Origin of the sequence: Sphingomonas sp. Leaf231 (assembly GCF_001421995.1) — a bacterium.
GTDB lineage: Bacteria > Pseudomonadota > Alphaproteobacteria > Sphingomonadales > Sphingomonadaceae > Sphingomonas.
Genome location: NZ_LMLS01000001.1, coordinates 520,668 through 541,533, shown reverse-complemented (window position 1 = coordinate 541,533; position 20,866 = coordinate 520,668). Strand labels below are relative to the sequence as shown.

Here is a 20,866-nt window from a genome sequence, read left to right as displayed (position 1 = left end):
GGCGGCATCGCCTTCCTGGCGGACGATCCGGATCGCGGAGAGGGTTGCCACGCGCGTGCGGCCGGCGCCACGCATCGTTATCTTACGCCGGGCGAGAGCGTCGGGCGTCCCGGGAGAGCATGATGAACAACACGATCGATCGCCGCGCGCTGCTGGGTTCCGCGGCGCTGCTTGCCGGGTGCGCGACGGTGCGGCCGGGCGACGCGACCGGAGCGGAACGCGCGTTCGTGCGGCGCGAGGGTATGCGCCTGATGGTCGGCGATCGACGGTACCGGTTCGTCGGCGCGAACATGTGGTATGCGGCCTATCTCGGCGCGGATGCGCCTTATGGTGATCGCCCGAGGTTGATCCGCGAGCTAGATGCCCTGGCGGCGATGGGGGTCACCAACCTGCGTATCCTCGCCTCTGCGGAGGAGGGGCCGTTGCGCAACGCGATCAAGCCGGGGTTCCGCACCGCGACGTCGGTCAACGACACGTTGCTCGGCGGCCTGGACTTCGCGCTGTCGGAGATGGCGAAACGCAATATGCGTGCCGTGCTGTACCTGACCAATTTCTGGGAATGGTCGGGCGGGATGATGACGTATCTGTCCTACGTCAACGGCGGTCGCTACATCGACATGAACGATCCAGCCCATCCGTGGCCGGCGTTCGCGAACTTCAATGCGCAATTCTATGGCGATGCGCGCGCGGTCGGCTTGTACAACGATTGGATACGGAAGCTGGTGACGCGTACCAACGGCGTGACCCGCACGGCCTATGCCGAAGATCCGACGATCATGGCATGGCAGCTTGCCAACGAGCCACGACCGGCGGGCGACGTGGCGCACGCCGTATTGCCGCAATTCTACGCATGGGTGCAGGGCACCGCCCGCCTCATCAAGTCGCTCGATCGTCATCACCTCGTCTCCACCGGATCGGAGGGGCTGAAGGGGTCGCTCGAACGGCCTGAAATACTGCTGGCCGAACATGCGATGAGCGAGGTCGATTACCTGACCGCGCATATCTGGCCGAACAACTGGACCTGGGTCCGGCAGGCTGACCTTCCCGGCACCTATGCGCGCGGGGAGGCGCTGAGCCGGGAATACATCGACAAGCACATCGGCTTTGCGCGCCAACTCGACAAGCCGCTGGTGATCGAGGAGTTCGGCTATCCCCGCGATGGGGGCAGCAACGATCCGGCGGTGGCGACGCAATATAAGGATCGTTTCTACCGCCTGATCTATGCCGCCGCGGAGCGCGACATGGCAGCCGGGGGGCCGACGGCCGGCACCAATTTCTGGGCGTGGAACGGCGAGGCACGCGCCCAGCACCCGGACTTTCGTTTCCAGCCCGGCGACCTGCAGTACATGGGCGATCCGCCGCACGAGCCACAGGGCTGGTACGGCATCTTCACCGGCGATACGACCGTGCGCGTGGTCGCCGACCATGCCGCGGCGGTCGCCCGCTTGCCCGCCGCCGGGTAAGCGCCGGCGCGCGTAGCGCCTTGCGTGCCACTGGCGCAGGACTCGCCCTGCTGGCGCCAGGGTGGTTCCGTTCGGTCATTCGGCCGCCGACCGATCCGTGGCCATGCAGGAGCGCCCACCGGCACTTCCACTGGCTGGATATCGCTACCGGCCCGGCGCGATGACGAACTAACCGTCCTTCGACCGGCTCTGCAGGTACACGACGTTGCGCGGCGGATCGACGAGGCGCTCGATCGCGGCGGCGAGATCGGCGCGGCGGAACGGCTTGTCGAGCCTCGGCAGATCGGGAGCTTCGTCCGCGGGGCCGGTGTAGCCGGTGATCAGGAGCAGCGGCAGTTCCGGCCGGATCTCGCGAACCCGCTTCGCCAGTTCGGCACCGTCCATCCGCGGCATCTTATAGTCGGTCACGACCACGTCGATCGCTTGTTTCGGCAATCTGGCCAGCGCGTCGGCACCGTTGCCCGCTTCCACGACCGAATGGCCGAGTTCGCGCAGCATCTCCGCGGTGGCAGTGCGGACCAGCTGTTCGTCGTCGACCAGCAGGATCGAGAGCGGCCTCACCGTCTGGGCCGGTTCCTCGGATGGCGTCCGGTGGTCCGCCGCGCGTTCGGACGCGATCGGAAGCCACAGGTCGATGCGCGTTCCCTGACCGACCGCGCTGGTGATCCGGAACCCACCGCCAAGCTGCGAGGCGAGCCCATGGACCATCGACAGGCCCAGGCCGGTGCCCTTGCCGACTTCCTTGGTGGAGTAGAACGGCTCGATCGCCCTCGACAGGACGGCTTCGTTCATGCCGACGCCGGAATCGATCACCGACAATCTGACATAGAGGCCGGGTTTGACCTGTGGCACATCGCCCGGCCCCAATGCCGCCGGCTCTGCGGCGACGGTCAGCACGCCGCCGTTCGGCATGGCGTCGCGCGCGTTGACGCACAGGTTGAGGATGGCGAGTTCGAGCTGGTTCGGATCGGCAAGCGCGGCGGGAAGATCCTTGCCGACCCGCAGGCGAACCTCGACGGTGGCCCCGACGGAACTGGCGATGAGGTCGCGCATGCCGTCGAGCAGCCCCGCAAGATCGAGCGCCTGCGTCTGAAGTGCCTGCCGTCGTGCGAAGCCGAGCAGGCGCTGGACCAGGACGCGAGCGCGCTCGGCAGATTCCAGGGCGCCGCCGATCAGCCGTTCGGCACGATCGTCGTCCTTGCCGTAGCGGCGTTGCAGGAGATCGAGGACGCCGGTGATCGGGGTGAGCAGGTTGTTGAAGTCGTGCGCGACCCCGCCGGTCAGCTGCCCCAGTGTCTCCAGCTTCTGCGCCTCGTGCAACTGGGCCAGCGCGACCTCGCGTTCGCCCGTCGCCTCTTCCACGCGCTGTTCCAGCGAGGCGGTGAGTTCCCGCAGTTCCTGCTCCACGCGCCGGCGGGCGGAGATGTCGTTGAAGAGGACTGCGACCCGGTGCGCCGCCGGTTCGCCGACGCGGAAGGCGTAGACGTCATACCACCGGCCGAGCGCATCGGCGGGATTTTCGAAGCGGATCGGCTCGCCAGTCCGTGCGACGCCGCCGTAGAGATCGTACCAATGCTGTTCGTGGGCAGGTGCGATCTCGCGCATGCGCTTGCCGAGTGCTTGATCGAGGCCGGTCTGACGAACGAACGCCGGGTTCACCTCGCAGAATCGGTAATCCACCGGTCGATCGCCGTCGAAGATCATCTCGATGATGCAGAAGCCTGCGTCGATCGAATCGAACAGGGTGCGGTACCGGTCGGCGCTCTCCCGCAATTCCTCCAGCCGGCCGCGCGCGTCATACTGACGCCTGCGACCCCGCAATCCCGCCTGCGCCAGGCTGATGAGCGTCGTCGGGTGGAAGGGACGTTCGAGGAAGGTCACGTTGCCGAGCAGCCCGAGATAGCGGGCTGCCGAAGGATTGCGCTCAAGGCCGCCGCCACGCCTCGTGAGCAGGATGAAAGGCAGATCGGACCATTCCTCCTGCCGGGCGAGCCACATGGCCAGCGGAGCTGTGTCGGCGGTCGCCAGAACCTCTTCGGTGATCATGACCAGCCCGACGCCGTCCTGGAACGCGTCGACCAGCGCGGGGAGGGACGGGCACGCCTCCGCCACGATCCCCGCCTCGCGCAGCATCGCGGACGCGATCGTGGCGTCGCGGCCGCGCGGCGCGAGGATCAGGGCGCGTTCGGAACGTCTGGTATTCACGATCCCGCTTCAAGCAGTTCCGGGTCGTTCCCGACCAGCGACGGGACACCGCGCAGGACGCCCTGGAAGTTGGTGAGCGGCTTGCCCAGGGTCAGGCCAAGATGGCCGATCCGATATTCGCGAATCGTGTCCTCGTGCGCGCCGGTGCGCTTCTTGACCACCGATATGGCGCGCCGCACGCGTCCGCGCGCCTCGAAGTAGCGCAGCAGGACAACGATATCGGCAAGGTAGGTGACGTCCACCGGTGAGCGCATGTCGCCGACCAGCCCGTGCTGCGCCACCGTCAGGAAGGTAGTGGCGCCCTGCCTGTTCAGGAATTGCAGCAGCTCATGCATGTGGAGGACGAGCGCCGCTTCGCCCGGCATCGACGCCTGATAACCGTTTAGGCTATCGATCACGACGGTCTGCACGCCCTTCACCTGCACGCAGTGGCGCACCCGTTCCGAGAATTCGCCGGGGGTCATCTCCGCCGCGTCGACTTGTTCGAGCACCAGCAGATCCCGATCGATCATGGCTTGCAGATCGATGCCGATGCCCCTGGCCCGCTCGATCAGCAAGCCAATCTCCTCGTCGAACACGAACATCGCGGCCTTCTCTCCGCGACCGATCGCCGTGACGACGAAGGTCAGGGTGAGCGTCGATTTGCCTGTACCGGCCGGACCGAGGATGAGCACGCTCGATCCCCGCTCGACCCCGCCGCCCAACAGCGCGGTAAGTTCCTCCGAAGAGGAAACCAGCACGTCGCGCTTGAAGTCGCCCCGATGCTCCGCGGAGACGAGCCGCGGGAAGATCCGGACGCCGCCGGTCGAGATCGTCATGTCGTGGTAGCCGCCGCGGAAGCGTCGACCGCGGTATTTGATGACGCGCATCCTGCGACGATCGGCGCCGTAATCGGGCGCGAGTTCCTCCAGCCGGACGACCCCGTGCGCCACGCTGTGCACGGTTTTGTCGTGCGCGTCGGCGGTCAGATCGTCCAGTAGCAGCACGGTGGTTCGCAGGCGGGAGAAATAATGCTTCAGCGCAAGCACCTGCCGTCGATATCGGAGCGAGCTCTGCGCCAGAAGGCGTATTTCCGACAGGCTGTCGAGCACCACCCGGCTGGGGTTTACCCGTTCGACGGCATCGAAGATCCTCCGCGTCGTCTCGCCGAGTTCGAGGTCCGACGAATAGAGGAGGCTCTGCTGCTGCTCGTCGTCCAGCAGGGTCTCCGGCGGAACGAGCTCGTACACGTCCACCCCGTCGAGCGACCAGCCGTGCGACGCTGCACTGGCCCGCAATTCGTCATCCGTTTCGGACAGCGTGATGTACAAAACCCGCTCGCCCGCGTCGGCGCCGTTCATCAGGAACTGCATCGCGATCGTCGTCTTGCCGGTGCCGGGAGAGCCTTCCAACAGGAACACGCGGCCTCGTGCCAACCCGCCGGCGAGTACGTCATCAAGACCGACGATCCCGATCGGCGCCTGTTCGGGTTCCTGTATCATGCGTTACGTCTCTCCGCTCGCCCCATGGCGGGCGTCTGCGGCAGCGTAGACGCGTCACTCGTTTCGCTACAGCCTTTTTCTTCAACGTAAAACACGGCGGCATGTCGGGGTCATCGCCAGACGCGAACGCGGGCGACCTCATCCGCCGAAATCCGCGGAATGGCCACGCCACGCGTCGCGGGGGACGGGAGACGCGCGATGGTCGTCGGCGTGCGCCCGCCGGGTGGCGGGAAGGCTCCGACGAGATCGGCATCGATGTCGCCGCCCTGGACTGCGGCGGGGCGACGCAGCGGTTTGGCCGCAGCGGGATTCGGCGGGTGACAGCCTGGGTCGTTCGCCCTAAGCCTATCACCAACAATAAAATAATGGAGGATGTTATGGCGATGGTGGGCCGGGTCGTGGCGCTTGGGTTGACCGCCGCGACGATGCTCGGCGCGATCGCCGCGCCTGAACCCCGTCCGGCGATCAACGGCATCTCACACCTGGCGGTTTACGCCCGCGACCTTGCCAAAGCCGATCACTTCTACACGCATGTCCTCGGCGCAAAAAAGGGCATGGATCCGGAGCATCCGGGCGGCGTGCGCTATTATCTGAGCAGCCGTCAGTTCGTCGAGATCCTGCCCGCCGGAACCAGGAGGAACCCCAGCATGCTCGCGCATGTCGCCTATACGACAAGCGACGCGCCGGCATTGCGCGCCTGGTTGAAAAGGCGAGGTCAGGCGGAACTGGGGCCGATCCGTCGCGCGACCGCGGGTGACATCTGGTTCGCGACAGTCGACCCGGAGGGCAACGAGGTGCAGTTCGTCCAGCCGGCAAGTGACGTCGACACGCCGGTGCCCGGCTCGATCAGCGGCCGTATCATCCATGTCGGGCACGCCGTGCGCGACCGTGCCAAGCAAGATGGATTCTACCGTCAACTGCTTGGCTTCCGACCTTATTGGTTCGGCGCTTTCAAACCGGACAAGGTGGATTGGGTTTCGCAGCAAACCCCTGACAGCCGCGACTGGCTGGAATATATGATGATCGGCCCGGGTTCCGACGTGGCGGAGGACAAGGTCGATGCCCGACAATTGGGCGTTCTCAACCACCTCTCGCTTGGCGTGGCGAACATGCAGGCCGCGGTGACGACGCTCTACCGGGAAGATCGGCTCAGTCCGCGTCATGACGGACCGCAGATGGGGCTGGACGGCAAATGGCAAGCCAACCTGTACGACCCTGACGGTACCCGGGTGGAGCTGATGGAGTTCGAGCCGGTCACGAAGCCGTGCTGCTCGCCGTTTACGGCCGAAAGCCCGGATCGTTAATCAGAGGATACGCTTCGATGGAAGCGGGGCGGGGACACCGACAGGGCTCTGCCACGCTGCCGCTGACGCTCGCCGCTTTGAGCTTTACGCCGTCGGCCCGTGCCCAGACCGCTGCCGATGCGGCTCCGGTCAGCGGAGCGGCCACCGAACCGGGTGAAGAGAGCGCGGAAGACATCGTCGTTACCGGCGCCTATGCGCAAAACCTTGCCACCGCGACGCAGACCAAGCGTCAGTCCGGCTACGGCGTCGATGCGATCAACGCGACCGACATCGGCAAATTCCCGGCCCAGAACGTCGCCGAAGCGCTCCAGCTCGTACCCGGCGTCGCGATCACCCGTCCGCGTGGCGAGGGGCTGTACGTCAGCGTCCGCGGGCTGGGGCCGCAGTCCAGAGCACGGGCATCCATGCTTTCCGGTCGTCGCGGCCGGTCAGGCGGAAAGGAGGGCATCTTACCTGCGGCGGAGCGTGATCCGCGTAATCTCCGACGGTACGCCCAGCCTGAGCGCGAAGCCCGGCCACAGGCCGGTGCCGTTGCTGACGTAGAGCGTCATGTCGCCGAGCTCGTAATGACCCGACACGAACCCCGCGTTGGCGCGCGCGACGAAGCGATCGAGCCCGACCAGCATTCCTCCGTGCGTGTGCCCCGAAAGCTGGAGCGCGACCCCGCGCTGCGCGGCGGTGCGCGCCTGCCGGGGCTGATGGTCGAGAAGGACGACCGGGGCACCGGCCGGCGCGTCCTGGAGCGCGCGGACGAGGTCCGGGGCCGCCTCGCCGACGCTCGGGGCCGACAGGTCAGTGACACCGGCGATCACCAATCCGGCATCGTCGCGCCGGATCACCGTATGCGCGTTCGGCAACATCCGAAAACCCATCCCCGCCAGGTGCCGCATCCATGCGGGATAACTGAAGAAATACTCATGATTGCCCGGGATCGCATAAACGCCGTCCGGTGCTTGCAATTGCCCGAGCGGCGCGATGTCGGCGCGGCGCATCTCCACCGAGCCGTCGATGAAATCGCCGGTCACGACGATCAGGTCGGCGCCCGCTTGGTTGGAGCGATCGACCACGGCCCGCGCCCATCCGGCGGTGAACAGGCGGCTGATGTGGAGATCGGTGAGCTGGACGATACGATAGCCGTCGAAGGACGCCGGAAGGCCGCGAATCCTGACGGTCACGTCCTTGATCGGCGGCACGCGCAGCGCGTTGGCGACGGCGACGCTTCCCGCCACTGCCGCCAATGCCGCCGCGGCGTAGCGCAGCCAGTCGGGCGTGCGGACCACCTCTCGCCGGGCGATCATCGTCAGCACGGCGCCGACGTCGAGGATCAATTGCAGGACCGCGAGCAGAAGCAAAACGCCGAACGCCCAGTTGAACAGGATTACCAGCAGGCGCGGGAATTCGGGCGCGAACACCGAGCCGGAAGACAACCGGCTCCACAGATGAAATTGCGAGGCACCGATCATCAGAAGCGCCGCGGGTACCTTGGCCCAGAGCGGGATCGGCAACGGCCACAACCACCGGATTACGACGATCAGCGCCGGCACTGCGAAAACGAGGGTGAAGATGATCCGAACTCCAGGGGGCACGCGCCCATATCGCGTGTGAACGAGGCGTACACCGCGAATATCCGCCAGGCGAGACTGCGCGCCGGATTGGCCACGGCGCACGCTCCAGAAGGGGCGGCTCGAACTTGCAAATCCGTATCGCGGCGATCAGTGCGGGCGGCCGCTTGTGAATTTGGACTTCCTGTCGCTGCGGCTCGCCGTGCAGGCTGGTGCCGCTGTCCCGGGACATTTCTCGCGGGCGACGGCGCTCTTGCCGTACGAAGAGCCGATCTGTCGACACGCCAGCCGAAACGGGTTTCGTTCGCTTCGTCGAGGTGGCTGCCCCGGTGTTCGACGCACCTGCAGCGCTCCTGTCTCCAATCCACGAGCGGCAACAATGGTGCATAGCGGGCCGGTTCTTGGCTCGATCGATGGACCCGTTTTGCCCGGAGAAGTCGCAAATGCACAATCGTGCCCGGCTTCTTCAACAAACCCGGCGAGTAACGTCGTCCGTCGGGCCGCGGCGATAGCGATGTCGTATCGCAGCCGGTGCCCTTGGTGCGATATCGTTGTCGTTCCGCATGGCTTATGTCCGCCAGCCCAAGTTGCGTTTTGGCCGGCGACCATGTTGCGCCGGCATTTCCTCGAAATCGGCTGTTTGCTATGAACGCGCTATGTGTTATATACGAAGTGCTGACGTCGCATACGACGGATATCGGGCCGCTTTGGCTCCCCCCTTTGTCCCCATTAGTCGCTGAAGCTCACATGCGTCGTCGTTGGCGTATGTTCGATATTTTTTGGACAAGGATGTTCACATGATCACTGGAACCGTAAAGTTTTTCGACGCCGTCAAGGGTTTTGGCTTCATTGCACCCGAGAGCGGCGGCGGCGATGCGTTCGTTCACATCTCCGCGGTCGAGCGTGCAGGCATGCAGTCGCTCGAAAAGGATCAGCGCGTCTCCTACGAACTGGAGCAGGATAAGCGCGGCAAGATGTCTGCGGTGAATCTGCAAGCTGCTTGAGGCCGTTGCGACCAGGGAGCTCAAAGCTCCCTGGTCATCCATCACGACAGGCGGGCGTCGTCGCTCGCAGAGAGGAACGGCCTATGTCCAGAGCCCTGAACGTCAACGCTACCGAGAGCCACGTCATCGCTGCGTGTGCCAAGCGTAACATCCCGATCAGCGCGATCGAGGCGCTCCGGTCCGGCGGCACCCGTGTGGTCATGATCAATGCGCTGGATACCGCGACGATGCTAAAGGCATTCGGGTCTAAGGTCATTTCCGGTAACGTCGTCCGCCAGTCGCTGCGTCTCGGCAGGCCGTAAACGCAGTTCCCGCACGCTCCGGTTGCTATCCATTTCACCGGACGTGCCGTTACCCCGGTGCCGCCGCGGGCCGATAAGGGTTCGCGGGTGAGGCGCAACGATCAGATCGGGCATGCCTAAACGGCCTGCCGCAAGGCCCGGCGCCTGTATTCTCGCGTGCTCCTAGGCGCGAGCGCCCGATCGGTGTATTCGATCGGTCGGGATCTGAAGGCCTGGCGCTTCGCTTGAGCCCGATCGTCAACTACGGAGCGACCGACATTCCACGCAAACCGAACTACGACTTCGAACGGCGCGAGCGCGACAGGCAGAAGGCTGCGGAGTCGGCAAAGAAGGCGCAGGCCAAGCTGGACAAGCGCGCGGCGGGGCAGGGAACGGGTACGACAGCACCCGACGTATCGGAAGATACCTGACTTCCGGTCACGACCATGGCAGCATCCAACCCGATACTAGCGCAACTCGGCTGGAGACCGTTCTTCAGCGATCAGGTGAACGCCGAGCAGGATCACACGTGCCTGCCGGTCCGTGTTACGTCGGTTCATCGCGGAAGAGTGACCGTGCTGGGCGAGGAGGGCGAGGATTCGCTATCCTCCCGGATGCCGGTGCGCGGAGCGGCGGAGGATCGCCCGACCGTCGGCGACTGGCTGTTGGTCGACCCGGATACCCGAAGCATCGTCCGCATCCTGACCCGTACCAGCCTGTTCAAGAGACCGGCACCCGGTGATGATCGCCGGACGCAGCTGATCGCCGCGAACGTCGACACGCTCTTCATCGTCGCATCCTGTAATCAGGACTTCAACGTCGCCCGTCTCGAACGCTACCTCGTTCTCACGCGTGAGGTCGGTGTCCGGCCGGTCGTGATCCTTACGAAGGCGGACCTGTCCACCGCGCCGGAACGGCTTGCCGACGCCGCCCGCGCGCTTCAATCGGGTCTGCGGGTCGAGCTGATCGATGCGCGCGACCCGGAAAGCGCCGCGCGGCTGACGGAATTCTGCGGTCCGGGTGAGACCGTCGCGCTGGTCGGCTCGTCCGGTGTCGGCAAGTCCACGTTGGTCAATACGCTGAGAGGGTCGGACCGGATCGCGACGCAATCGGTGCGCGAGGACGACGGTAAGGGCCGGCACACCACGACCGTGCGCGAAATGCATCGTCTCACCGGTGATGCAGGCGAGGGCGGCTGGCTTGTCGACACGCCCGGGATGCGCGAACTCCAGATGTCCGAGGTGGCGACCGGCGTGGCCGAGGTGTTCGACGACGTTACGGACGTGGCGCTCGAATGCCGCTTCACGAACTGCACCCACGGCGACGAGCCGGGATGTGCCATTCGCACCGCCATCGCCACGGGCGATCTCGATCCGGCGCGGGTCGACCGTTGGCGCAAGCTTGCCATCGAAGATGTCGCCAACAGCGATGCCGTCGCGACCCGTCGCGCACGCTTCGACAAGGGCGCACGCAAGCGGTGACCGGGCCTTTTCCGCGCCACCGGGGCGCAGTCGTCGGCGACACGCGGTGCCGCCATGCGAGTGCAGGACGGCTCGCCGGTGTGAGGCGAAGGCGTCCGGCACCGCGGCGCAACACGGCCGGTGCATGTCGGCGGCGAGACCACATTGCGGCGACCACTCGTACATGGCACTATGAATACTGATAGACCGTACAAACCTTGATTGGTGCGGCTGACCGGGTTGGCGATGTTCATCGCTGCAACAGGCATTTTTCGACACACCGGACGAGGGGATGATCGTGAACCAGCGCAAGCGCCGTCAGGGGCGGAATCAGGCATGCTGAACCGGCGGGACCTTTGCACGACGCTGGCGACCGGACTCGCCGCCCCGTTCCTGATCGGCACCGCCGCTGCGGCGCCGCGAAGGGGCGGGTTCGTCTTCAGCTATTTCCACAATGCCGACGACGGTGGCGCCGGGATGCGGCTGGCGATCAGCGACGACGGCTGGCACTTTCGTGCGGTGCGGGGCGGAGCGCCGATGCTGGTCCCGCAGGTCGGCGAAAACAAGCTGATGCGCGATCCCTCGATCGCGCGTGATCCTGCGACCGGGCTCTATCACATGGTCTGGACGACCAGCTGGACCGGGGTGACGATCGGTCACGCTTCGTCCCGCGACCTGATCCATTGGTCCGCGCAGCAGGCAGTGCCGGTGATGGCGGCGTTTCCGGGCACCCGCAACAGCTGGGCACCCGAACTGACGTGGGACGATACGGCGCGCCGCTTCCTGATCGTGTGGGCGAGCACCGTCGGCCCGGCGGGACAGGAGGGCGATCATCGTCTGTATGCCACCACCACCCGCGACTTCCGCACCTTCGCGCCGACGACCAAATTCTACGATCCCGGCTTCAGCGTGATCGATGCCACTTTCCTGAAGCACGCCGGCCGCACGATCATGTTCGTCAAGGACGAGCGCAAGGAGCCGTTGGGCAAGGTGATCCAGTGGTGCGACGCCACGCTGTCGCCGACACCGCGCTTCGGGCCGCTTTCCGAACCCATCACCCCCGCGTGGAGCGAAGGGCCGACCGCGATCGCCGTCGATGGCGAGATGCGGGTTTTCTTCGACCGATACACGGACAAGCGCTGGGGAGCGGTCGCGTCGAACGATGGGAAGGTATGGCGCGACGTGTCGGATCGCATCACGATTCCCGCTGGCGCGAACCATGGCACGATGATCGCCGCCGAACGCTCCCTGCTGGACAAGCTGGCCGCCGAACCGGGATGATCCGCCACGCGGCCGACCGGCCTGCGTCGTCGATGGCGCGCCGGATCAAGCATCGGCCGCCGCCGCCGCGAAGCGCAGGCTGACCCGAAAGCCCGGCCGGGTGTTGGTGAACGTGATCGCCGCACCAAGGCGCTGCGCCGCTGATCGGACGATGGCCAGCCCCAGTCCGCTGCCCTCCTGGCCGGCGCTGCTCTGAAGGCGCACGAACCGCTCGCCCAGATGCGCCAGATCGGCGTCGGCCAGTCCGGGTCCGTCGTCCGCGACGCCGATCGTGACGCCATGCGCATCACGCTCTATGCTGACCGTCACCATCTGGCCGTCGCCGATATAGCGTATCGCATTGTCGAGCAGGTTCGACACGATCTCGAACAGCAGCGTCCGGTGCCCGGCAATGACGACGTGGTCCGCGGGCGCATCCAGCTGCACCTCGACCCCGGCATCAATCGCCTGGGCGATCCGGCGGCTGATAACCGCGATGAGCACTTCGCGCAGATCGACCTGCTCAAGAGGTGGCGACGCGCCCGCCTCCTCGGCGCGGGCCAATGCGAGCAACTGCGTCACCAATCGTTCCAGCCGGTCGGCGGCGTCGGCGATCTCACCCAGAGCGCGTGGCTCGCCGCGCCGCGCCAGCGCAACCTGCACCTTCAGCACGGCGAGCGGCGTCCGCATCTGGTGCGAGGCATCGGCGGTGAAGCGCCTGACCCCGGCCGTGGCGGCGTCCAGCCGCGCGAGCAGGTGATCGAACGCATCGGCCAGCGGCCGCAGTTCGGCCGGAAGGGGGCCGGTCTCCAGCGGGGAAAGGTCGGGCGTGGCGCGTGTGTCCCGCGACGTGACGGCACCGCGCAACCGGGCGAGCGGTCGCAGGCTCCACGCCAGCGCCGGGCGGATCATCAGGATCGCGACGCCGACCAGCACGATCTCCCCGATCAGCAGCGCGATCATCAGGCGACGTTGCAGCGCAGCGCGGCCATCCAGCGTCTCGGCGACCTGGACCACCACCGGCTCGGTGATCCGCGGCAGCGCGCGACGCACCTCGGCGATGCGGATGTTCTGGTCCCGGTAACGGGCGAAACGGAAGCGTGGCGTATCGATCGCCAGCGCTCCGCCGGCCGGTGCGGGCAGGTCGGCATAGCCTGTGAGCAATCGATCGCCGACCGCCACCCGGTAATAGACGTTGTCGCGCTCGCTGTTCTCCAGCATCCCGAATGCGGCGGCGGGGAGGTCCAGCGTCACTTCGCCGCGTTCCACCTGCACCGTCTCGGCGATCGCACCCAGCGCGCCGCCGAGCACGCGATCGTTGGTGCGGCGGACCACGTCGGCGATCAACGTCGCGCCCGCCAGCCCCAGCAGCACCGCGATCGCCAGCAGCGGCACCAGCATCGCAGTCAGCAGGCGGGTGCGCAGCGCCAGCGCACGGGCGCGCGGCTCAGGCGGCATCGAGCAGATAGCCGACGCCGCGCACGGTGCGGATCACCGGCCCGTCGGGGGCCAGCTTGCCGCGCAGCCGGGTGATGTTCACCTCGATCGCATTGGGGCCGACCGGTTCGTCGAAGCCGAACACCTCGGCCTGCAGCGTCTCGCGCGTGACGATCTGGCCGGCGCGGGTGGCCAGCGCGTCCAGCACGGTCCACTCGCGCCGGCGCAGGTCGAGCAGCCGGTCACCGACGCGCGCCTCGCCCGTGGAGCGGTTGAGCGCGAGCGATCCCACCATCAGTTCCGGCGTCGGATCGCCGCCGCGCCGCCGCCCGAGCGCCCGGATGCGGGCTTCCAGTTCCTCGGGCGCGAACGGCTTGCGGAGATAGTCGTCGGCACCAAGGTCGAGGCCGCGAACCCGGTCGTCCAGCGCATCGCGCGCGGTCAGCATCAGCACCGGCACCCGCTGCCCGCGCCGCCGCAGCGTCTGGAGCACGGCGAAACCGTCGATGTCGGGCAATCCGACGTCTAGGATCACCAGCGCGTACAGATCCTCGGCCGTTACCATCAACGCATCGGCACCGTTGGCGACATGATCGATCGCATGGCCGGCGGTGCGCAGCAGCGCGACGATCCCGCGGGCCAGCGCGGCGTCGTCCTCGACCAGCAGAATCCTCATCGCCGGGCGCGCCCGTGAAAGGTGGATGACAGCTTGTCCGTGTAGCCCATGCCTGACGACTTACCCGAACGCAGAGGCGGGAAGCGAGAGGAGCTTGAACGATGCGCCGCACATTGCCGTTATTGCTGATCGTCGCCGCCACGCCCGTCGCGGCGCAGCGCCCCGCCGGCTATCCACGTTCCTACGATGCACTGGTGGCCGAGGCGAAGGTCGAGCGTGGCGTGCGCGTCTATGGCAATGCCGATGCCGCGGCGTTGACGGGGGTCATCGCGGCATTCCGACGCATCTATCCCGGCATCACGGTCCAGTACCGCGAACTCGAATCGAGCGAGATCTATCGCCGCGTGGTGGCGGAAGCGCGTACGCATGGCCCGGCCGCCGACCTCGTGTGGTCGTCGGCGATGGACCTGCAGGCCAAGCTGATCAACGACGGCCATGCGCAGGGCTATCAAAGCCCGGAGAAGCCGGCGCTGCCGCCGACCGCGGTGTGGAAGAACATGGGTTACGGCGTCACCGCCGAACCGGTCGCGTTCGTCTATAACAAGCGGCTGGTGTCCGGCGCGCGCGTGCCGCGCACGCACGAGGCGTTCGAACGGCTGCTGGGCGAGCGGCGCGGTGCCTTGACCGGGCGCGTGACCACCTACGATCCGGCGCGTTCCAATGTCGGCTACCTCTATCTGACCGGCGATCACGCGATTACCCGCGACACGACGTCGCTGGTGCAGGCGATCGCCGCGACGCGCCCGCTGCTGTCACGCACCACCGGGCCGATGCTCGATGCGGTGGCGAGCGGCCGGGCGGCGATCGCGTACAATGTCGTCGGCCCCTATGCCCTGACCCGCGCGCGGCGCGATCCACGGATCGGCGTGGTGTTCCCGCGCGATTACGTGCTGGTCGCGTCCCGGGTCGCCTTCATCAACCGCGACGCCCGGCGGCCCGCGTCGGCCAGGCTGTTCCTCGATTTCCTGCTTTCGCGCTCCGGTCAGGCCTTGCTTGCACGGCAATGGCTGCTGCCGGTTCGCAGCGACGTTCCGGCGCCGCGACTGGGGCCCGATCGCGCGCGGCCGATCCGCGTCGGCCCGGAACTGCTCGTCAATCTCGATACGATCAAACGCCGCCGTTTCCTGGCCGAATGGAACGCGGTGCTCGCTCAAGGAGCCTCCGTGAAATGATCCTGCTGCGTACCGGTTGCGCTATCGTCGCGCTCGCCTTCGCCTCCCCCGCGCTTGCCCAGGCACCCAGTCAGGAGGATCTCGCCGTGCTCGTCCGCGCACAGGCGGACGAGATCGCCACGTTGAAGGCGCGGCTCGACCGGCTGGAGGGCGCACAGGTCGCGGTCGCGGCGGTCGAGGCCCCCCCGATCGTCCCGCCCGTGGCGGTGCAGGTCGCGCAACAGGTGCGAAGGCCACAGGTCACCGCTCCGTTCGCGCCCCAACTCGTCCCACCCGGCCCGGCGGAGCGCGACGTCGCCCGCGCGCGTGAGGCGAACGACGCCGGTGTGACGACCGAATGGGGGGCGGGGTTGCCGGTGTTCCACTCGGCGGACGGCGTCTACACGTTCAAGCCGCGTGGCCGGATCCTGACCGATGTCAGTTCCAGCTTCGGGTCGAAGAACGATGGTCGCAACATCACCACCACCGGCATGCGTGCCTTGCGGCTGGGGCTGGAAGGCGGGGTAGGCACGCACTTCTTCTACCAGTTCGAAAGCGACTTTTCCGAAAACGAGGTCGACGTCGTCACCGCCTTCATCGGCTGGCGGAACCGGATCGGTCAGGGCCTGGACTATGACGTGCGCGCCGGACATCTGTTCAACGATCGTGCGTTCGAAGGATCGACCGGGTCGGATTCGACGCCGTTCATGGAACGCAGCACCGTCTCGACCGCGATCATCCCGCAGCGTGGCTTCTATGGCATCGGCATCATGCCGCGTCTGTTCTGGAAGACCGGCCATGCCTCGCTGACCGTCACCGGCGACCGCGTCGACGGCAATCAGGCGGTAAGCGACAGCCGCACGTTGCTGGGCCGCGTGCACTGGAACCCGATTAAGACGGAGCGGGGCGTCCTTCACCTCGGCCTGTGGGGTTTCGACGAAGCGCTTTCGTCGGCCGCGACCACGCTGACCCGCAACACGGTGATCGGCGGCCGCTTCAACGGCGCGCTGCGCGTGTCGAGCGGCCCATTGACGGGCGGCACCGGCACCACCGGCTATGGCGCGGAGCTCGGCGGGTACGTCGGTCCGGTCTGGATGATGGCCGAGGCCGGACGCCGCAACGCCCGCCTCGACGCCGGGCGGCCCGATTTCGTCAGCAAGGCGTGGAGCCTGTCGGGCGGCTGGTTCGTGACCGGCGACCTGCCGCCGTACAATCCGCGACTGGGCAGCTTCGGACAGCCGCGGGTGCTGAACCAGTTGTTCGAGGGCGGCGCGGGCGCGATCGAACTGACATCCCGGTACGAGCGGCTCGATTACACCGACCTGCTGACCGGCGGCAAAGGGTGGGCGGCGACGATCGGCGCCAATTGGTATCTGAACAGCTTCACCCGCATCCAGGTGAATGCGATTCACTGGAACACCGACAATCGCACCGGCACCTATATCGGCCCGGACGACGGCGAGACCGTCAGCGCGCGTGTCGCGGTAACCTTCTGATGATCGGCCACGCGACCGCCACCGCATCGAACTTCGCCTTCAACCAAGGACGACCCGCATGAGTCTCGCTTTGTACGGCTTCCTGATGGTCGCCACCTTCATGACGTTGATCATGACCAAGCGGATGACGCCGCTGGTCGCGCTGATCGTCGTGCCGACGATCTTCGCGTTGATCGCCGGCTTTGCCGCCGGGGTCGGCGACATGATGATCGACGGCATCAAGAACCTCGCGCCGACCGGGGTCATGCTGCTGTTCGCGATCCTGTTCTTCTCGATCATGACCGATACCGGCCTGTTCGACCCGCTGGTCAACCGGCTGCTGCGGCTCGTCCACGGCGATCCGCTGAAAATCCTGATCGGCACGGTCGCCCTGTGCGCGATGGTCAGCCTGGATGGGGACGGATCGACGACCTACATCATCACGATCGCCGCGCTGCTGCCGCTGTACAAGCGGTACGACATGAACCGGCTGTACCTGTGCTGCCTATTGATGACGACCAGCGGCATCATGAACCTGACGCCGTGGGGCGGGCCGACCGCCCGCGCGGCAAGCGCGCTGAAGCTCGATCCGGCCACGCTGTTCCTGCCGCTGATCCCCGGCATGATCGCCGGGCTGGCCTTTCTGGTCGGGCTGGCGATCTTCTTCGGCCGCAAGGAGCGTCAGCGGATCGGGCATGTGAAGGCCAACGAGCCAACCGCGTTCAGCGGCATGGCGGTGTCGCAATTCCCGGAAGCGCGCCGTCCGCACCTGCGCTGGTTCAACGGCGCGTTGACGGTCGTGCTGCTCGCCGGGCTGGTATCGGGCATCCTGCCGCTGTCGGTGCTGATGATGCTGGCGTTCGCGGTGGCGATGATCGTCAACTATCCGCAGGTCGCCGAGCAGAAGGAGCGGATCGCGGCGCATGCCGGCAACGTCCTGTCGGTCGTGTCGCTGATCTTCGCGGCGGGCATCTTCACCGGCATCCTGTCCGGCACCGGCATGGTGGAGGCGATGAGCAAGGAGGTCGTCGGCTTCATCCCGCCGGCACTGGGCCCCTATATGGCGCCGATCACCGCGCTGCTCAGCCTGCCGTTCACCTTCTTCATCTCCAACGACGCTTTCTACTTCGGAATGCTGCCGATCCTGGCGGAGGCGGGCACGCATTACGGGGTGGAGCCGATGGCGATCGCGCGCGCATCGCTGATGGGACAACCGGTCCACCTGCTCAGCCCGCTGGTGCCGTCGACCTATCTGCTGGTCAGTCTGGCCGGGGTCGATCTGGCCGATCACCAGCGCTTCACGCTGATCCCGGCCACGCTGGTGTGCGTCGTGATGACGCTCGTCGGCATGCTGGTCCTCGCCTTCCCGTTCGTCGGCTGACCGGATGGGGGCGAACGATCGGGGCAGGGTGGGCGACGCCGACCCGCCGCACGCGGGGCTGAGCCGGGGCGGCGATACAACGCGGATCGTCGCACGGTTCGTCGCCGCGATCGTGGTGGGCGCGGCGGGCGGCGCGTTGTTCGCGGCGATGGCCGCGCCGCTGCCCTGGGTGCTGGGATCGATGGCCGCCTGCGCGCTCGCCAGCATCGCACGATTGCCGGTGGCCGCGGGTGCGGCGACCCGGCGACCCATGGCGGCGGTGATCGGCGTGGTGCTCGGCTGTTCCTTCCACCCCGGCTTGCTCGGGCTGGCGCGCGAATGGTGGCTGCCGCTCATGCTGTTGCCCGTGTTCCTCGCCATCTCGGCGCTGCTCTGCGTGGCGTGGTTCCGACGCGTGGCCGGCTTCGATCCGGCGACCGCGTACTTCGCCGGCATGCCGGGCGGCATCGCGGAAATGGTGCTGATCGGTGGCGAGCGCGGTGCCGACGAACGCACCGTCGGCCTGATCCACGCCGCGCGTATCTTCCTCGTCGTCTTCGTACTGCCGTTCGTGATCCGTCACGTCCACGCACCCGCCGCGATCCCCGCGTCGCCGGTGACGGTCGCGTCGAGCTGGCCGGACCCTGCTTTGCTGCTATGGGGCGGCGGCAGCATGACGGCGGGTCTGCTGATCGGTCGCGCACTGCGGCTGCCAGCATGGCATCTGATGGGTCCATTGGCCGTCAGTGCGGCGCTGCATGCGACCGGGATCACCGACTTTCGCGTCCCCGCGTGGCTGCTCGCGGCCGCGCAGGTCGGGCTGGGCGCGACGATCGGGTGCAGGTTCGGCGGGCTGTCCTTGCGCGCGTTCGCCCGCATCCTCGCGCTGGCGGCGGGATCGACGCTGATCCTGCTCACGCTGACCTTCGCGTTCGCCATCGTCCTCGGGACAGCGACCGGCCTCGACCCGGCGCTGCTGGCGCTGGCCTATTCGCCGGGCGGCCTTGCGGAAATGAGCATGGTGGCGATCAGCCTCGCGCTCGAACCCGGCGTCGTCATCATCCACCATCTCGCCCGCGTCGTCATGGTCCTGATCGTCGCGCCACTCGCCTTTCGTCCGTCCATTCAGGAGATACCGTCATGATCCGCAAGCCGATGCCGCTGGTCCTGTTGCCCGCCATGGGATGCGACGGACAATTGTGGGCGCGACAGGTGGTCGATCTGGGCGACGTGGCGCATCCTGAACTGGGTGACCTGACCGTCGACGACACGCTGGCCGCTATGGCGGCGCGCGTGCTGGCCCATGCGCCGCCGCGCTTTGCGGTCGCTGGCGTCAGCCTCGGCGGCTATGTCGCGCTGGAGATGATCCGGCAGGCCCCGGAACGGGTCGACCGCATCGCGCTGTTCGGCACCCGCGCGACGATGCGGATGCGCGCGCGCACGGTGGTGGAACAGGGCCTGCTCGCCACCGCGCCGCATGCCGATCCGATGTTGACCTCGATCATCAGCGGCCCGGTGCAGGCCATGGCCGAACGCGTCGGCGCCGACGTGTTCGAACGCCAGCAGCGTGCGTTGCTGGCCCGCCCCGACATCGATCCGGCGATCGCGGCGGTGCGCGTGCCGACGCTCGTGGCGGTGGGCGACCGCGATCGCATCTGCCTGCCGGAGGACGCACGCGAACTGGCGGGCCGCATCGCGGGCGCGCGCTTCCACGAGCTGCGCCATTGCGGACACCTCGCGCCGATGGAGCGACCGGGGGAAGTGACGATGCTGCTGCGCGACTGGTTGCGCGAAGCGTCGCCATCGGCGAACGCGCTTTCCTGACCACCCTCGGCGGAGACGAGCCGCGTCACCCCGCCAACCGTTCGCGGAATGCGACAAGCAATAGCGGGTCGGGCGGCATATGGCTGGCGAACACCAGCCCGATGTCCCGCGTCGCGTCGAAATCCTCCAGCGGCACGCGCATCACGCCCGCCGCGTGAAACCCGTCGGGCATCACCGTGATGCCCAGCCGCGCGCGCACATGCGACAGCGCACTGTCGTCGCTGGTCGTCCGCGCGGTGAAGAACGGTCGCACCCCGCGCGCGGTGAAGAAGCGGCTGGTCTCCGACAGCATCTCGCAATGCCGGCGGACGATCATCGCCTCGTGCGCCACCTCTTCGGCGCGCAGCACCGCGCGGTCCGCAAGCGGGTGCGACGCTCCGATCGCCAGTGAATACCCCTCGGTCAGCAAATGCTGCCCCGCGCCACGATCGTCGCCCTCACGCAGGATCGTCAACGCCACGTCGATCCGGCCGCGTGCCAGCCGGGCGCGCAGATCGCGCTCGTTCCCCTCGACGATCTCGACCCGGTCACCCGTCCGCGCCGCCAGCCAGCGTTCGATCCACGCATGCGGTATGGTCGTCAACACGCCCAGCCGCAGCAGCGGTGCCGCGCCCGCCCCCGCCACGTCGCGTTCGGCCGCGGCGAACCCCGCCTCGATCGCGCGCGCGTGTGCCAGCAACCCGGCCCCGGCATCGGTCAGCGCCACCCGGCGATTGGTGCGGTTGAACAAGGTTCGGCCCAGCGATGCCTCAAGCCGCGCGATCCCGACCGACAGCGTCGGCTGCGACACGTTGCACGCGGCCGCCGCGCGGGAGAAATTCCCGGCGTCGATCACCGCCAGGAAATAGCGCAGGTGATAGCGGTCGATCATAGACCGCATCTATGCCGAACATGCGTCGGTTTCAATTTTGCCCGGCCGTTCG

The 20,866-nt window shown here is 67.2% G+C and carries 18 protein-coding genes and 1 pseudogene; 13 read left to right on the top strand and 6 right to left on the bottom strand.

The window, feature by feature from the left end:
• Positions 1-122: 122 nt before the first annotated feature.
• The gene (locus ASE95_RS02645) at positions 123-1,463 is read left to right on the top strand and encodes a glycoside hydrolase 5 family protein (protein WP_056633032.1); all 1,341 of its coding nucleotides are present in this window, start codon (positions 123-125) and stop codon (positions 1,461-1,463) included.
• A 168-nt stretch (positions 1,464-1,631) separates the two neighbouring features.
• On the opposite strand, the gene ASE95_RS02640 is transcribed toward ASE95_RS02645, so the two are convergent.
• Together ASE95_RS02640 and ASE95_RS02635 are read right to left on the bottom strand one after the other, a co-directional pair.
• Positions 1,632-3,668 carry a hybrid sensor histidine kinase/response regulator gene (locus tag ASE95_RS02640; RefSeq protein ID WP_056631047.1) on the bottom strand — a complete coding sequence of 679 codons (2,037 nt, stop codon included), beginning with the start codon at positions 3,666-3,668 and terminating at the stop codon, positions 1,632-1,634.
• Positions 3,665-5,149 (bottom strand): ATPase domain-containing protein, encoded by a 1,485-nt coding sequence (locus ASE95_RS02635; RefSeq protein ID WP_200918722.1) that lies wholly within the window; start codon positions 5,147-5,149, stop codon positions 3,665-3,667. Before ASE95_RS02635 ends, ASE95_RS02640 begins: the two co-directional genes overlap by 4 nt.
• 425 nt (positions 5,150-5,574) lie before the next feature.
• On the opposite strand from ASE95_RS02635, the gene ASE95_RS02630 reads away from it, so the two are divergent.
• Both ASE95_RS02630 and ASE95_RS17190 read left to right on the top strand, forming a co-directional pair.
• Positions 5,575-6,453, top strand: a complete 879-nt coding sequence (locus tag ASE95_RS02630; RefSeq protein ID WP_235528147.1) for a VOC family protein — start codon at positions 5,575-5,577, stop codon at positions 6,451-6,453.
• 17 nt (positions 6,454-6,470) lie between these two features.
• A pseudogene (locus ASE95_RS17190) lies at positions 6,471-6,836 on the top strand (TonB-dependent receptor plug domain-containing protein); the annotation flags it as partial.
• 66 nt (positions 6,837-6,902) lie between these two features.
• Here ASE95_RS17190 and ASE95_RS02625 read toward each other — a convergent pair.
• Complete coding sequence (locus ASE95_RS02625) at positions 6,903-8,039, bottom strand: metallophosphoesterase (RefSeq protein WP_056631044.1); 1,137 nt, start codon at positions 8,037-8,039, stop codon at positions 6,903-6,905.
• A gap of 773 nt (positions 8,040-8,812) precedes the next feature.
• On the opposite strand from ASE95_RS02625, the gene ASE95_RS02620 reads away from it, so the two are divergent.
• The 5 genes from ASE95_RS02620 to ASE95_RS02600 all read left to right on the top strand — a co-directional run bounded on the left by ASE95_RS02620 (position 8,813) and on the right by ASE95_RS02600 (position 12,041).
• Positions 8,813-9,019, top strand: coding sequence for a cold-shock protein (locus ASE95_RS02620; RefSeq protein WP_056631040.1), 207 nt, complete (start codon positions 8,813-8,815; stop codon positions 9,017-9,019).
• An 83-nt stretch (positions 9,020-9,102) separates the two neighbouring features.
• On the top strand, positions 9,103-9,321 hold the full coding sequence (locus ASE95_RS02615) for a hypothetical protein (RefSeq protein WP_056631038.1): 219 nt from the start codon (positions 9,103-9,105) through the stop codon (positions 9,319-9,321).
• A gap of 224 nt (positions 9,322-9,545) precedes the next feature.
• Positions 9,546-9,731 carry a hypothetical protein gene (locus ASE95_RS02610; protein WP_056631034.1) on the top strand — a complete coding sequence of 62 codons (186 nt, stop codon included), beginning with the start codon at positions 9,546-9,548 and terminating at the stop codon, positions 9,729-9,731.
• Positions 9,732-9,869: 138 nt separating this feature from the next.
• On the top strand, positions 9,870-10,781 hold the full coding sequence (rsgA, locus tag ASE95_RS02605; RefSeq protein ID WP_235528146.1) for a ribosome small subunit-dependent GTPase A: 912 nt from the start codon (positions 9,870-9,872) through the stop codon (positions 10,779-10,781).
• A 315-nt stretch (positions 10,782-11,096) separates the two neighbouring features.
• Positions 11,097-12,041, top strand: a complete 945-nt coding sequence (locus ASE95_RS02600; RefSeq protein ID WP_056631030.1) for a glycoside hydrolase family 43 protein — start codon at positions 11,097-11,099, stop codon at positions 12,039-12,041.
• A 45-nt stretch (positions 12,042-12,086) separates the two neighbouring features.
• On the opposite strand, the gene ASE95_RS02595 is transcribed toward ASE95_RS02600, so the two are convergent.
• Positions 12,087-13,478, bottom strand: a complete 1,392-nt coding sequence (locus ASE95_RS02595; RefSeq protein WP_056631026.1) for a sensor histidine kinase — start codon at positions 13,476-13,478, stop codon at positions 12,087-12,089.
• A complete protein-coding gene (locus ASE95_RS02590; RefSeq protein ID WP_056631023.1) occupies positions 13,468-14,133 on the bottom strand; it encodes a response regulator in 666 nt (221 codons plus the stop codon). Before ASE95_RS02590 ends, ASE95_RS02595 begins: the two co-directional genes overlap by 11 nt.
• Positions 14,134-14,234: 101 nt before the next feature.
• Between ASE95_RS02590 and ASE95_RS02585 the strand changes: the two genes are divergently transcribed.
• From ASE95_RS02585 to ASE95_RS02565, 5 genes are all read left to right on the top strand, one after another.
• Positions 14,235-15,305: an ABC transporter substrate-binding protein gene (locus ASE95_RS02585; protein WP_056631019.1), complete on the top strand. Its 1,071-nt coding sequence runs from the start codon at positions 14,235-14,237 to the stop codon at positions 15,303-15,305.
• Positions 15,302-16,780: an OprO/OprP family phosphate-selective porin gene (locus tag ASE95_RS02580; RefSeq protein ID WP_056631017.1), complete on the top strand. Its 1,479-nt coding sequence runs from the start codon at positions 15,302-15,304 to the stop codon at positions 16,778-16,780. The genes ASE95_RS02585 and ASE95_RS02580 overlap by 4 nt, the downstream gene beginning before the upstream one ends.
• A 58-nt stretch (positions 16,781-16,838) precedes the next feature.
• Positions 16,839-18,140: a CitMHS family transporter gene (locus ASE95_RS02575; protein ID WP_056631014.1), complete on the top strand. Its 1,302-nt coding sequence runs from the start codon at positions 16,839-16,841 to the stop codon at positions 18,138-18,140.
• A gap of 85 nt (positions 18,141-18,225) precedes the next feature.
• Positions 18,226-19,263 (top strand): AbrB family transcriptional regulator, encoded by a 1,038-nt coding sequence (locus tag ASE95_RS02570; RefSeq protein WP_056633020.1) that lies wholly within the window; start codon positions 18,226-18,228, stop codon positions 19,261-19,263.
• Entirely contained in the window at positions 19,260-19,943 is a 684-nt protein-coding gene (locus tag ASE95_RS02565; RefSeq protein WP_056631010.1) for an alpha/beta fold hydrolase, read from the top strand. The genes ASE95_RS02570 and ASE95_RS02565 overlap by 4 nt, the downstream gene beginning before the upstream one ends.
• A 25-nt stretch (positions 19,944-19,968) precedes the next feature.
• On the opposite strand, the gene ASE95_RS02560 is transcribed toward ASE95_RS02565, so the two are convergent.
• Entirely contained in the window at positions 19,969-20,814 is an 846-nt protein-coding gene (locus ASE95_RS02560) for a LysR family transcriptional regulator (RefSeq protein WP_056631006.1), read from the bottom strand.
• Positions 20,815-20,866: the final 52 nt, after the last annotated feature.

Coding starts and splice junctions, on each gene's coding strand:
- ASE95_RS02580 (WP_056631017.1), top strand. CDS start 15,302: ATGATCCTGCTGCGTACCGGTTGCGCTATCGTCGCGCTCGCCTTCGCC.
- ASE95_RS02620 (WP_056631040.1), top strand. CDS start 8,813: ATGATCACTGGAACCGTAAAGTTTTTCGACGCCGTCAAGGGTTTTGGC.
- ASE95_RS02575 (WP_056631014.1), top strand. CDS start 16,839: ATGAGTCTCGCTTTGTACGGCTTCCTGATGGTCGCCACCTTCATGACG.
- ASE95_RS02560 (WP_056631006.1), bottom strand. CDS start 20,814: ATGATCGACCGCTATCACCTGCGCTATTTCCTGGCGGTGATCGACGCC.
- ASE95_RS02615 (WP_056631038.1), top strand. CDS start 9,103: ATGTCCAGAGCCCTGAACGTCAACGCTACCGAGAGCCACGTCATCGCT.
- ASE95_RS02595 (WP_056631026.1), bottom strand. CDS start 13,478: ATGCCGCCTGAGCCGCGCGCCCGTGCGCTGGCGCTGCGCACCCGCCTG.
- ASE95_RS02565 (WP_056631010.1), top strand. CDS start 19,260: ATGATCCGCAAGCCGATGCCGCTGGTCCTGTTGCCCGCCATGGGATGC.
- ASE95_RS02585 (WP_056631019.1), top strand. CDS start 14,235: ATGCGCCGCACATTGCCGTTATTGCTGATCGTCGCCGCCACGCCCGTC.
- ASE95_RS02590 (WP_056631023.1), bottom strand. CDS start 14,133: ATGAGGATTCTGCTGGTCGAGGACGACGCCGCGCTGGCCCGCGGGATC.
- ASE95_RS02635 (WP_200918722.1), bottom strand. CDS start 5,149: ATGATACAGGAACCCGAACAGGCGCCGATCGGGATCGTCGGTCTTGAT.
- ASE95_RS02600 (WP_056631030.1), top strand. CDS start 11,097: ATGCTGAACCGGCGGGACCTTTGCACGACGCTGGCGACCGGACTCGCC.
- ASE95_RS02630 (WP_235528147.1), top strand. CDS start 5,575: ATGCTCGGCGCGATCGCCGCGCCTGAACCCCGTCCGGCGATCAACGGC.
- ASE95_RS02645 (WP_056633032.1), top strand. CDS start 123: ATGAACAACACGATCGATCGCCGCGCGCTGCTGGGTTCCGCGGCGCTG.